At 64.2% G+C, this 11298-nt stretch carries 12 protein-coding genes; 6 read left to right on the forward strand and 6 right to left on the reverse strand.

Annotation, left to right across the window (positions count from 1 at the left end; all coding sequences use genetic code 11):
* A partial coding sequence (locus VMR03_RS13160; protein ID WP_325405939.1) for a TauD/TfdA dioxygenase family protein occupies nucleotides 1-370 on the forward strand: 370 nt, incomplete at its 5' end.
* Between the two features lie 82 nt (nucleotides 371-452).
* Nucleotides 453-1319, forward strand: coding sequence for a TauD/TfdA family dioxygenase (locus tag VMR03_RS13165; protein WP_325405941.1), 867 nt, complete (start codon nucleotides 453-455; stop codon nucleotides 1317-1319).
* A gap of 176 nt (nucleotides 1320-1495) precedes the next feature.
* Here VMR03_RS13165 and VMR03_RS13170 read toward each other — a convergent pair whose 3' ends face one another.
* From VMR03_RS13170 to VMR03_RS13185, 4 genes are all read right to left on the reverse strand, one after another.
* On the reverse strand, nucleotides 1496-2401 hold the full coding sequence (locus VMR03_RS13170; protein ID WP_325405943.1) for a DMT family transporter: 906 nt from the start codon (nucleotides 2399-2401) through the stop codon (nucleotides 1496-1498).
* A gap of 222 nt (nucleotides 2402-2623) precedes the next feature.
* Nucleotides 2624-3865, reverse strand: a complete 1242-nt coding sequence (locus tag VMR03_RS13175) for a serine hydrolase domain-containing protein (RefSeq protein ID WP_325405945.1) — start codon at nucleotides 3863-3865, stop codon at nucleotides 2624-2626.
* Between the two features lie 28 nt (nucleotides 3866-3893).
* Complete coding sequence (locus VMR03_RS13180) at nucleotides 3894-4187, reverse strand: hypothetical protein (RefSeq protein ID WP_325405947.1); 294 nt, start codon at nucleotides 4185-4187, stop codon at nucleotides 3894-3896.
* 77 nt (nucleotides 4188-4264) lie between these two features.
* Complete coding sequence (locus VMR03_RS13185) at nucleotides 4265-5311, reverse strand: serine hydrolase (protein ID WP_325405949.1); 1047 nt, start codon at nucleotides 5309-5311, stop codon at nucleotides 4265-4267.
* A gap of 285 nt (nucleotides 5312-5596) precedes the next feature.
* On the opposite strand from VMR03_RS13185, the gene VMR03_RS13190 reads away from it, so the two are divergent.
* Nucleotides 5597-7567 (forward strand): glycoside hydrolase family 5 protein, encoded by a 1971-nt coding sequence (locus VMR03_RS13190; RefSeq protein WP_325405951.1) that lies wholly within the window; start codon nucleotides 5597-5599, stop codon nucleotides 7565-7567.
* A gap of 206 nt (nucleotides 7568-7773) precedes the next feature.
* On the opposite strand, the gene VMR03_RS13195 is transcribed toward VMR03_RS13190, so the two are convergent.
* Nucleotides 7774-8541 carry a DNA-binding transcriptional regulator gene (locus VMR03_RS13195; protein ID WP_325405953.1) on the reverse strand — a complete coding sequence of 256 codons (768 nt, stop codon included), beginning with the start codon at nucleotides 8539-8541 and terminating at the stop codon, nucleotides 7774-7776.
* A gap of 117 nt (nucleotides 8542-8658) precedes the next feature.
* Here VMR03_RS13195 and VMR03_RS13200 point away from each other — a divergent pair, with 117 nt between their 5' ends.
* From VMR03_RS13200 to VMR03_RS13210, 3 genes are read left to right on the forward strand one after another with little or no spacing between them, the layout of a single operon-like run.
* The gene (locus VMR03_RS13200) at nucleotides 8659-9528 is read left to right on the forward strand and encodes a TauD/TfdA dioxygenase family protein (protein ID WP_325405955.1); all 870 of its coding nucleotides are present in this window, start codon (nucleotides 8659-8661) and stop codon (nucleotides 9526-9528) included.
* Between the two features lie 17 nt (nucleotides 9529-9545).
* Nucleotides 9546-10121, forward strand: coding sequence for a DUF1214 domain-containing protein (locus VMR03_RS13205; RefSeq protein ID WP_325405957.1), 576 nt, complete (start codon nucleotides 9546-9548; stop codon nucleotides 10119-10121).
* Nucleotides 10118-10645: a DUF1254 domain-containing protein gene (locus tag VMR03_RS13210; RefSeq protein WP_325405959.1), complete on the forward strand. Its 528-nt coding sequence runs from the start codon at nucleotides 10118-10120 to the stop codon at nucleotides 10643-10645. Before VMR03_RS13205 ends, VMR03_RS13210 begins: the two co-directional genes overlap by 4 nt.
* Nucleotides 10646-10854: 209 nt before the next feature.
* Here VMR03_RS13210 and VMR03_RS13215 read toward each other — a convergent pair.
* Nucleotides 10855-11298: N,N-dimethylformamidase beta subunit family domain-containing protein (locus VMR03_RS13215; protein WP_325405961.1), on the reverse strand; the 444-nt coding region annotated here is incomplete at its 5' end.

Consider the following 11298-nt stretch of genomic DNA (forward strand, 5'->3'; position numbering starts at 1 on the left):
GCTCGCCTTCGGCGCGGCGGGCTTCTACAAGAACAGCGATCAGGCGGGCGGTTTCAAGGGCGAGAGCCTGATCGGCGAGGCGGCGCATCCGGTCGTCATCACGCATCCCCTGAGCGGCCGCAAGGCGCTCTATGTCAATCCCGCCTTCACGACGCATTTCGAGGGCTGGAACGCGCTCGACAGCAAGCCGCTGCTCGACTTTCTCTACGCCCATGCGATCCGGCCGGAATTCACATGCCGTTTCCAGTGGCGCGATGGGTCGGTCGCCTTCTGGGACAATCGCGCGACCTGGCATTACGCGGTCAACGATTATCACGGCGAGCGGCGTCTGCTGCATCGCATCACGATCGGCGGCTGCGCGCTCCACTGAGTCTGTTTTCTCCTCCCTCCCGCCGTGGCAGACTGGCGATACGAGGGAAAAGCCGGGCAAACCGGCGCGAGGGAGGAGACCCATGTCGCAAGCGGCCGCGAAGACATCCATTCATGTGACGCCCAATGCGGGCGGTTTCGGCGCCGCGATCTCCGGCGTCGATCTCACGCATCCGCTCGATGCGGCGACGGTCGCCGATATTCGCGCGGCGTGGCTCGCGCATCAGGTCGTCTGGTTTCCGGATCAGCCGCTTTCGCTCGACGATCTCGAACGCTTTACGCTGTCGATGGGAGACTGGGGCCGCACGGATTTCATCAAGCCGCTCGACGGGCATCCGAATGTGCTGGAGCTGCGGCGCGAGCCGGACGAGCGCTCGTCCAACTTCGGCGCCGGTTGGCATTCGGATTATTCCTTTCAGCAGGAACCGCCTTCGGGGACGCTGCTGCTCTCGAAGATCACGCCACCGGTCGGCGGCGACACGCTATTCGCCGATCAATATGCCGCCTATGACGATCTCTCGGAGGCGATGAAGCGGATGCTCGCGCCGTTGAACGCGGTGCATAGCGCGGCGCTGCCCTATTCGAAGGAAGGCTTCTACGCCAACGAGGGCAAGGCGCGGTCGATGACGATCGTACCATCCGACGAGGCGAAGAAGACCGAGCTTCATCCTGTCGTGCGTACGCATCCCGAGACGGGGCGCAAATGCCTCTATGTCAATCGCGTTTATACGATCGGCATCGAGGGCATGACGCGGGACGAGGGCGAGGCGCTGATCGGGTTCCTCACGAAGCATTCGACGCAGGACAAATGTGTCTATCGCCACAAATGGCAACCCGACATGTTGACCATGTGGGACAATCGCTGCGTCCAGCATTTCGCCGATGGCGGCTATGACGGGCATCGGCGGCTGATGTATCGCACGACGACGGCGGGCGACCGGCCGCGGTAGTTTCCAATTCTCCGTGTCATCCCGGCGAAAGCCGGGACCCATTGGTTCCCTTAGCAGATAAGATTGCGCATTGAATTTGCCTCTACCATGCGAACAAGTCTGCGCTGCGGCAAAGGCTGAGGCGAGTGGGTCCCGGCTTTCGCCGGGATGACACTGAATTTTTTGAGGGCGTGGCGCTACCTCGTAAACAACAGCAACAAAATCCCGCCGATCACGGCGAGGATGCCGACCAACTCCAGTCGTTCCGTCTTCTCGCGGAAGAGGAAATGCGAGGAGGCGAAGGTGAAGACAAGTTCGATCTGGCCGAGGGCGCGGACATAGGCCGCGTTCTCGATGGTCATCGCGGTGAACCAGCCCATCGAGGCGAGCGAGCCCGCGATGCCGACGAGGGAGCTCACCTTCCAGGCGCGTGCCGTCGCCGCAAGCTGAGCGGGTTCGCGCCATGCGAGCCAGGCCGTCATCGCGACGGTCTGGATGACGAGCACGGTGACGAGGGTGAAGGCGGCGGGCATCAGGAAGTCGGGACGGTCGAGCGAGAGCGATGCCGCGCGATAGGAGACGGCGGCGATGCCGAAAGTGGCGCCGGAGCCGAGGCCCATCAGTGTCGGACGCTCGGCGAGCGAGCGCGCGAAATTGCCGAGGGTGAGATGCGATTTCGCCATCGAGATCGCGACGACGCCCGCAAGGCTGACCAGGATCGCGGCGGCGGCGCCAAGGCTCGGATGATCGTCCAGCACCAGCATGCCGAAGAGCGCGGCCTGCACGGTTTCGGTTTTCGAGTAGGTCGTGCCGACGGCGAAGTTCCGATAGGCGAAGAGTGCGACCAGAAGCGCCGTGCCCCAGATTTGCGCGAGGCCGCCGACGAGGCACCATGCGAGGAACGTCCAGTTCGGCGTCGGGATCGCGGTGCCGGCGATCTTATGCAGTCCCCAGAAATAGACGAGCGCGATCGGCAGGCCGAAAGCGAAGCGAACATAGGTGGCGGCGACGGCGGAGAGTTCGCCGGTCAGTTGCTTCTGCAGCGTCGACCGCAGGTTCTGCAGAAAGGCGGCGGCAATGGTGAGGGGAATCCAGAGGGGCATGATGGGCGGAGGATAGACGAAATATTCCCGCCGCCCAACGGCATCACTCCCTTATGTGTCATCCCGGCGGAAGCCGGGACCCACTCCCCTTTCATTTTGCCACGGCGCCGATTTGTTCACGTCGTTGGGCGAATTCGTTGCGCTATTTTGTCTGCTAAGGGAGCCAATGGGTCCCGGCTTTCGCCGGGATGACACTGGTTGTGGTTGGGTTGATTGCGTCGATCAATCCTCGATGGCGGCGTAGACGAGTTGCTGCATCTGCGGACGGAGCGGATAGGTCGAGGACGGCATCAACTGCGTCATCAGGATCGCGACGAGTTCTTCCTCGGGGTCGATCCAGAAATAGGTCGAGGCGGCGCCGCCCCAGGAATAGTTGCCGACCGAGCCGATGGATTGCGCTTCGGCCGGATCGAGGATCACCTGGAAGCCGAGGCCGAAGCCCGCGCCTTCGGCGGCGAGTTCGCCGAAGCTCGACAGGCTCATTTCCTTCATCGTGCGACCGCCGGGCAGATGGTTCGCGCGCATGAATTCGAGCGTCTTGCGCGAGACGAGGCGTGTGCCCTCGAAGGTGCCGCCGTTGAGGCACATCTGACAGAAGCGCCAGTAATCCGTCATGGTCGAAACGAGGCCGCCGCCGCCGGAGAGGAAGGGATTGGGTCGCGCATAGGTGCTCGAGGCGTCGCTCTTGTCGAAGAGGCGCGTCTCCCCGGTCTGCGGATTCCTCTCGTAATTCGCGGTGAAGCGGTGGAGCTTGTCCTGCGGCACGCCGAAGCCGGTATCGACCATGCCGAGCGGACCGAAGATGCGCGCTTGCAGGAATTCGTCGAGCGGCATGCCGGACAAGACCTCGACGAGATAACCGCAGACATCGGTCGAGACTGAATAGTTCCAGGCTCCGCCCGGCGAGAAGAGCAGCGGAATGTCGGCGAGCTTCGCCACCATGTCTTTCAGCGTCATGCCGTTCGTCGCCGCGCCGCCGATGCCGGCATGGCGATACATGCGGTCGATGGGGTGCTGGTTCATGAAGCCGTAGGTGAGGCCGGACGTATGCGTCAGGAGATCGCGGATCGTCATCGGCCGCGCCGGCTCCTTCGTCGCCCAGGCCGCGTTGGTGCCGCCGGCCCAGACGCGGAGCTTCTTGAATTCGGGGATGTAGCGATGGACTTCGTGGTTGAGCTGGAAATGCCCTTCCTCGAAAAGCATCATCAGGGCGAGGCTCGTGATCGGCTTCGACATCGAATAGATGCGGAAGATCGAATCCCGCTCCATCGGCGCGCCGAGCTCGCGGTCGCGCTTGCCGATCGCTTCGAAATGCACGATCTGCCCGCGCCGCGCGACGAGCGTCGAAAGGCCGGCGAGCTTTCCGCGGTCCACATAGGAGCCGAAATATTGCGGGATGGCGGCAAGCCGCGCCGAATTCAGGCCGACATCTTCCGGCCGCGCGATTTTCGTGACGACGTTCATTTCAGATCCTCCCCATTTTGTTTCCGGCTCAGGAGGGCGGGCGTTCCGAAAGCTGCTTCAGCAGGTCTTCCGGCCGTCTCGCCTTTGCGGCGACGATGCCGGTGGTCTCCGTGCCGAGGTCGATCGCCTCCCAGCCATCGCTCGTTTTTCTGAGCCGGTAGCTTGGACGCATATGGCCGCAGCGCACAAGATAGGGCGCGACTGCATTTTGCCGGTTTTTTCGGAATTCGATGTCGAAGGGAGACCCTTCCGCCGCGGATGTGAGCCGCCGGCGGTCATGATCGGTCACGAGGTCGCTCGGAAACCGGACGATGCTTCCCACGCTTGTCTCCCGAAATGAGGACGGCGTCAGTCTAGCGCTGGGCAGACGGATTTCTCAACGGATCGTCGATGCTCGCCTCAGACGCGGAAGCAATCCGCGATGTCGGCAAGCCAGCGCTTGACGTTTTCCTTGGCGGGGATCGGCGATTTACCGTGCCGCACGAGAATGAGATCGAGGTCCGGCACGAGGACGGTGTATTGCCCGTCATAGCCGTTGGCCGAAAACGAGCCGGGGCCGGCGAGGCCGATCCACCAATGGGCGCCATAGGGCCCGTCCGTCGCCTCGGGCTGCTGCCAGGTCGGCGTGCGCGCATAATCGACCCAGCCCGGCGGAAGGATGCGCCGTCCGTCCCAGACGCCGCCGCGCAGATAGAGCAAGCCGAAGCGGGCGAAGTCGCGCGGGGTCGCGAAACAGAAGGACGAGCCGATGAAGGTTCCGGCCTTGTCGCATTTGGGTTGCGCGCTCGACATGCCGATCGGATCGAAGAGGCGCTTGCGCATGAAGGCTTCGAAGTCGGGGCCGAAAGCGCCGGCGGCGCGGGCCGCGCAGCGACTGACGATGTTCGTCGTGCCGCTCGCATAGGAATAGAAGCTGCCCGGCGCATGGTCGAGCGGGAAGGAGGCCGCGAAATGCGCGACGTCGTCCTTGCCCTCGCCCCAGAGCATCTCGATGACGTCCGACGGGTTCTCCGGCGAATAGTCCTCGTTGAAGGCGAGGCCGCTCGACATGCGCAGAAGCTGGTCGAGCGTGATGGCGCGACGCGGATCGCCCGGCGTCTCGCGCCATTCGGGAACGTTCGCGGTTACATGGATGTCGAGCTTGCCTTCGCCGACCAAAATGCCGACCAGCGCCTGGGTGATGCTCTTTGCCTTCGACCAAGAGTGACAGGTGACATCGGGACCGAAGCCGGTCCAGTAGCGCTCATGCACCAGCCGTCCCTTGTGGATGGCGACGAAGGCATGGGTCTCGCCGAGATCGGCGGGCGCTTCCGGCGTGAAGGCATGATCGAGCAGGGCGTCGAAACGGCGGCGGTCCAGCGCCGGGGGAAGATCGCCTTGCGGCCAATCGGCGGTGGGCCAGGGTGTGCCTGCGGGCTGTTGCGGGAGCGGGGGCAGGGAATTCATGCAGATCCGTCGAATAGTGGCGTGTTTCAGAGGGTGCCATTTTGAACGAGGCCGGTGACAATCCGGGCACTCCCCCGCAACCTGCCGCACCCATTCAACAAAAAACAGTTGTTTTTTTCCGGATGGGACGCAATTGCCGGCTTTGGACAAGCGCCCGCCTGGCAGGCGGGATCGGTGCGGCCTTCCGTTTTTGGCACGTATGACAACGCTATCGGTTGTGCTGGCCGCGCCAGCCGCTATCCTCTCCCGAACAAAAGATATTCCACAAATTTTGGGGAGGACCTGATGGCGTTGCCGAGGCTGCAGATCGAGGGCGAGTGGTTCGAGGGCGAGGACGGCCGGACGCATATCCTGCGCGGCGTCAATCTCGGCGGCGACTGCAAGGTGCCCTTCACGCCGAACGGCCACACCAACATTCCGAGCGACTTCTCAGATCACCGGACCGTCTCCTTCGTCGGCCGTCCCTTTCCGCTCGACGAGGCGCATGAGCATTTCGGCCGGCTGAAGGCCTGGGGCTTCAACTGCCTGCGATTGCTGACGACCTGGGAAGCGGTCGAGCATGAAGGTCCGGGGAAATACGACGAGGCCTATCTCGACTATTTCGCCACGCTCTGCCGCATGGCCGACGAGTACGGCATGTATGTCTTCGTCGATTTCCATCAGGACGTCTGGAGCCGCATGACCGGCGGCGACGGCGCGCCGGCCTGGCTCTTCGAGGCGGTCGGTCTCGACTTCACGAAGTTCCACGCGGCCGGCGCCGCCCATGTGATGCAGTACAAATACGATTTCGCGCGCGGCGGGCGGCAGGAAGACCGCTATCCGACCATGACCTGGTCGCAGAACTACCGCTATCCGGCGAATGCGCTGATGTGGACCTTCTTTTTCGCGGGCCGCGCCTTCTGCCCGGACTTCACGGTCGACGGGCGGAACGTGCAGGACTTCCTGCAGGATCATTATCTCGGCGCGATGGAGACCGTCGCGCGCAAGCTCAAGGGACTGCCGAACGTCATCGGCTTCGACTCGCTCAACGAGCCGGGCTCGGGCTGGGTCGGGCAGCATCTGAGCTATCGCCACCTCGCCAAGAGCGAGATCGATCCGACGCCGCCGCGGCCGGGTCTCGCCTGGTCGCCGCTCGACGGGCTCGCGGTTGCACGCGGGCTGACGCGCGCCATTCCCGATCTCGGCGTCGATCCGAAGGAGTTCAAGATCCGGTCGAAGGGCGACGTGACGGTCAACGAGGCGCGTGTGCCTATCTGGCTGAAGGGCGTGGAATGCCCCTTCGAGCGCGCGGGCGCCTACCGGATGAAGGGCGACGACATCGAAGCCCTCGACGAGTTCTTCTTCCTGAAGCAGGGAGGTAAGACCGTCGCCATGGAGCGCGACTTCATGGGGCCGTTTTTCCAGCGCGTCGCGCAGCGCATCCGCGCCGTCGATCCCGACTGGCTGCTCTTCGCGGAACTCGATCCGGGCGAAGGGCTCGCGCATGGATTTCCGAAGGACACGCCGCGCGGCACGGTCAATGCGAGCCACTGGTACGACATCGTCACGCTGGCGACGAAACAGTTCAACTATCCCAAGTGGTTCAACCCGTTTTCCGGCCGCGTGCTCGAAGGGCCGGAGGCGATCGAGAACGCCTATACGCGCCAACTCGGCTTCATCAAGGAGAACTCGAAGACGCTGAACGACGGCACGGGCGCGCCGACGCTGATCGGCGAATTCGGCATTCCCTACGACCTCGATCATGCCGCCGCCTTCAAGGCCTGGGCGGCGGGGGACCGGGGGGCCGGCCCTTGGGAGAAGCACGTCATCGCGCTCGACCTCATGTACAACGCGATGGACGCGCTGCTCATCAATTCGACGCAGTGGAACTATACGGCGTCGAACCGCAACGACCAGGCGGTGGGCGACGGCTGGAACCAGGAAGACCTGTCGATCTATTCCGCCGACCAGCGCGTCTCGAACGACATCGACTCGGGCGGACGGGCGCTCGAGGGTTTCGTGCGTCCCTATGCGCGGACGACGGCGGGACGGCCGCTCAAGATGAAGTTCAAGCGCGAGACGGGCGCCTTCCGCTATGTCTACGAGGCGACGGGCGAGGGCGAGACGGAGATCTTCGTGCCGAAGCTTCAGTACCCGGACGGTTTTTCGGTCGAGATCGAGGGCGGCACGGCGACGCGGGACGATGCGAACCAGTCGCTCAAGGTGCGCGCGGATCTGCCGGGCAAGGTGGGCGTTTCGATCTCGCGGGCGGGGTAGTGGGATATCCGCGAGGGTTTTTCCCACAGCCTACCCCCCTCCCAACCCTCCCCCTCAAGGGGGGGAGGGCTTTCCAGCCGAGTCGAGCGCTGCCGAACCGGGGATAAGTTTTTCGCGAAATAAATTCGCCGACGGACGAAATTCGTCCCTTGACCAGCGTGACGCTCCCCCCCATCTATCCGGTTATCTCCAGAACTGTGCCCGGATCATTCCCGGCCCTCCAGCGAGGCTGAAATCGCGAGGGCGGCGGCGCGCATGGGGGCGAGATAGCGGCGGACGGCCTCTTCCTCCGTCATGGCCGAGCCGAAATAGCGCATGGTCATGGCGGCGGCGACGTCGGCCCCGCGCATGATCGGGATGGCGAGGCCCATCGAGGGATCGCCGGGGACGGGCGCCGTCGAGGCATAGCCGTTCTTGCGGATGCCGGAGAGAAGGCGGGCGACGGCTTTTTCGTCGCGCGCGGTGGCGTTCACGCGGGCCGACGACATGCGCAGCATGGCGAGGATGGTCTCGCGCTCATCGTCCGGGCAGAAGGCGAGATAGGCGCGGCCGAGCGCCGAGACGAGCATCGGCAGTTTCGTGTTGAGGTAGTTCGGATCGGTGCTGAAGGGGCTCTTGTGGCGCGTGCCGGCGCGCACGATCATTGCGTTGTTCTCGAAGGTGGCGATGGCGACCGGCCACTTATGTTCCGCCGTCAGCGCATGCATGAAGGGCCGCGCCGCATCGACGACGCGGTCGGCATAGCGGAAGCCGTTGGAGAGACGCAGCACGCGCTCGGCCAGCGCATAGCCTGCCGTCCGCGAGATGCGGCGGACATAGCCGCCGTCGATCAGCGTGTCGAGCAGCCGCACCAGCGTCGGCTTCGGAAGTGCCGTCCGCTCATGCAGTTTTTCGAGAGTCGTCACCGTTTCCTGGTTCAACGCCTCGAGAATCTGGAGTGCCCGGAGGACGGGCTGGACGGGTTCGCTGGCCATGTCCGATCGTAATTCCGTAATGCGGAATTTTCAAACTTTCCATGCAGGAGGTTCGCGGGCCCGGGTCTAGCTTCCCTTCCATGGGGCGGGGAGGCCCGGGTTCTCGGAGGAGACATCATGAACGAAGCCGTGAGACAGGAAGCGGCCGCGACCGCTTCGCTGCCCTTCGACGTGACGCCGCTGACGCCGACCATCGGCGCCGAACTCGGCGGGATCGATCTCGCAAAGCCGCTCGACACGGCGACGCTCGATGCGCTGCGCCGGACGCTGCTCGAATGGAAGGTGATTTTCTTCCGCGACCAGAACATCACGACGGACGAGCACATCGCGTTCGCACGGCGGTTCGGCGCGCTCGAGGTGCACCCCTTCGCGCCGGAGAAAGCCGGCTACCCGGAAGTACTCGCCATCACCCATGACCGCGAGCGGCCGGGCCGGGAAAATACATGGCATAGCGACGTGACCTGGCGGCTCGAGCCTTCGCTCGGCTCGGTTTTGCGCGCACTCGAGGTGCCCGACGTCGGCGGCGACACGCTTTTTGCCGACATGTATGCGGCCTATGAAGGGCTTTCCGATGACATGAAGGCGAAGGTCGAGGGCAGGACCGCGATCCACGACTTCACGCATTTCCGCGCACGGATGCGTCAGCGGGGGAAGCCCGAGGCGGAGATCGAGGCGTTCCAGAAACAATATCCCGAGGCCGAGCATCCCGTGGTGCGGACGCATCCCGAGACGGGGCGCAAGGGGATTTACGTCAACGCAGCCTTCACGCAATACATCGTCGGCATGGAGCGCGGCGAATCCGACGCGCTGCTCCGGCATCTCTATGCGCAAGCCGCGATCCCCGAATATCAATGCCGCTTTCGCTGGCGGACCAACTCGATCGCCTTCTGGGACAATCGGGCTTGCCAGCATTACGCGGTGTCCGACTACTGGCCGGCGGTGCGGCGCATGGAGCGCGTCACCATTGTCGGCGACAGGCCGTATTAATCCGTATGGAGACTATTATGAAAAAGATCGCCTATTGGGGCGGCATGGTGCTGCTCGGCATCGCGATCGGCTATTTCTCCGCCGATTTCGCGATAAGGGGCGTGGGGCTCGGCGGACAGATCAAGGTCGGTCCGTGGAACACGAATCTCGCGAATGGCAGCAAGGATGCCGACATGTATACGCGCGCAAGAGTGGCGCGGTACGGGCTCCTCGCGCTCGACAAGAAGGAAACGATCTATTACACGGCCGGGACCGACGACGCGGGCGAGAAGCTTTCGGGAAGCTGCACCTATGTGGTGGAGGGCAAGGACCTCGCCGCGCGCTGGTGGAGCGTCACGGCCTATGGGCCCGACAGCTATCTGATCCCGAACGACGCCGGCATCTACTCCTTCGCCAAGACGACGGTGAAGCGGGAAGCGGACGGGCACTATATCGTGCGCGTTTCGCCCGACCGGCAGGAGGGCAACTGGGTGCCGGTGAAGGCAGGAGAGAGCTTCGACCTCACGGCGCGTTTCTACAATCCCGAGGCGAGCGTCTATGCCGCGCCGGCCGCGGCCGAACTGCCGCACATCACCAAGGAGAGCTGCAAATGAAGCGCGCCCTGATCTTCGTCGCCGGCGTCGCGCTCGTCGCCATTGTCGTGCATGTCGGCTTCGTCCGCGAAATGCCGCGGCTCATCATGTCCAAGGTCGTCTCGAAAGTCGCCGAAGGCGCCGAGGCGAACGAATTCCGGCATCCGCCGCTGCCGACGGCGACGGCGCGCGGCGTGGTGCGGCCGAGCCCCGACCTCGCCTATTCGGTCTGCGCGCTCGATCTCGGCAAAGGGCCGGTGCATGTCACGGTGCCGCTGACGGCGCCCTATACCTCTGTCGCGCTTTATTCGGCGACGACGGACAATTACTTCGCGCGCAACGACCGGGAGGCCGACGGCAAGCCGCTCGACATCGTGATCGTGGGACCGGGGGCGACGCCGCCGACGAATGTGCCGGCCGGCGCCGAGGTGGTCGGCGCGCCGACCGCGAAGGGTCTCGTGCTGGTACGACGCGTGGTCGAAAGCGCGGCGGCCTATCCGGCGCTCGACGCGGTCCGCAAGACGGCGGTTTGCGCGCCGCTGTAAGGAGGGTTTTGCGCGCGGAGGCGCAGTCTGCTTGTACCTCCCCCTTGAGGGGAGGTCGAAAAATTCGTGCGGCGGATTTTTCGGGGGGGGTATTTCGGGTGCTCTGCGTGTGGCCCCCCCTCCCAACCCTTCGGCGGGCAATCGGTCCCCCGGACCGATTGCTGTTCCGCCTCAGCCCTCAAGGGGGAGGGCTCTTACAGATGGACTCTTCAGCCCTTCGCCAATGCCCGGTCGAGGACGTTGCGCGTGATCCGGTCGACGAAGGGATTGCCGGCTTTCAGGCCATAGGCCCATTCGGTCGTGCCAGAATTGAAGACCTCGCCCATGCCGCGTTTGAAGGTCGCGAGGACGGCGTGGCCGCGCATCAGGCGTTCGCGATTTTCGGGACTGTCGAAACCTTCGCGTGCGCGGGTGAGGACAGCGAAGGGCTCCGGCGGAACGAGGCCGCCGAACTCCGAACGCGGTTCGCCGAGAGTGACCGGCGCCGTCGCGATGATCTCGAGATTTTCGGGCACGCCGAGGCGCGGTACGGCGCGGGGCAAACCGTCTTCGCCGAAGGTCAGCGGGCAGCCGTCATTCTCGTAGCCGACGAGACGGCAATCGTCGCCGAAGACGTCGCCCCAATAAAGGTCCGCCCCTTCGAGCGCCCAGTG

Origin of the sequence: Parvibaculum sp. (assembly GCF_035511255.1) — a bacterium.
In the GTDB taxonomy this organism is placed as follows: domain Bacteria; phylum Pseudomonadota; class Alphaproteobacteria; order Parvibaculales; family Parvibaculaceae; genus Parvibaculum.

Bases quoted from the DNA above. Each gene is read 5' to 3' on its own strand.
- VMR03_RS13165 (WP_325405941.1), top strand. From the start codon at position 453: ATGTCGCAAGCGGCCGCGAAGACATCCATTCATGTGACGCCCAATGCG.
- VMR03_RS13170 (WP_325405943.1), bottom strand. From the start codon at position 2,401: ATGCCCCTCTGGATTCCCCTCACCATTGCCGCCGCCTTTCTGCAGAAC.
- VMR03_RS13175 (WP_325405945.1), bottom strand. From the start codon at position 3,865: ATGAACGTCGTCACGAAAATCGCGCGGCCGGAAGATGTCGGCCTGAAT.
- VMR03_RS13185 (WP_325405949.1), bottom strand. From the start codon at position 5,311: ATGAATTCCCTGCCCCCGCTCCCGCAACAGCCCGCAGGCACACCCTGG.
- VMR03_RS13190 (WP_325405951.1), top strand. From the start codon at position 5,597: ATGGCGTTGCCGAGGCTGCAGATCGAGGGCGAGTGGTTCGAGGGCGAG.
- VMR03_RS13195 (WP_325405953.1), bottom strand. From the start codon at position 8,541: ATGGCCAGCGAACCCGTCCAGCCCGTCCTCCGGGCACTCCAGATTCTC.
- VMR03_RS13200 (WP_325405955.1), top strand. From the start codon at position 8,659: ATGAACGAAGCCGTGAGACAGGAAGCGGCCGCGACCGCTTCGCTGCCC.
- VMR03_RS13205 (WP_325405957.1), top strand. From the start codon at position 9,546: ATGAAAAAGATCGCCTATTGGGGCGGCATGGTGCTGCTCGGCATCGCG.
- VMR03_RS13210 (WP_325405959.1), top strand. From the start codon at position 10,118: ATGAAGCGCGCCCTGATCTTCGTCGCCGGCGTCGCGCTCGTCGCCATT.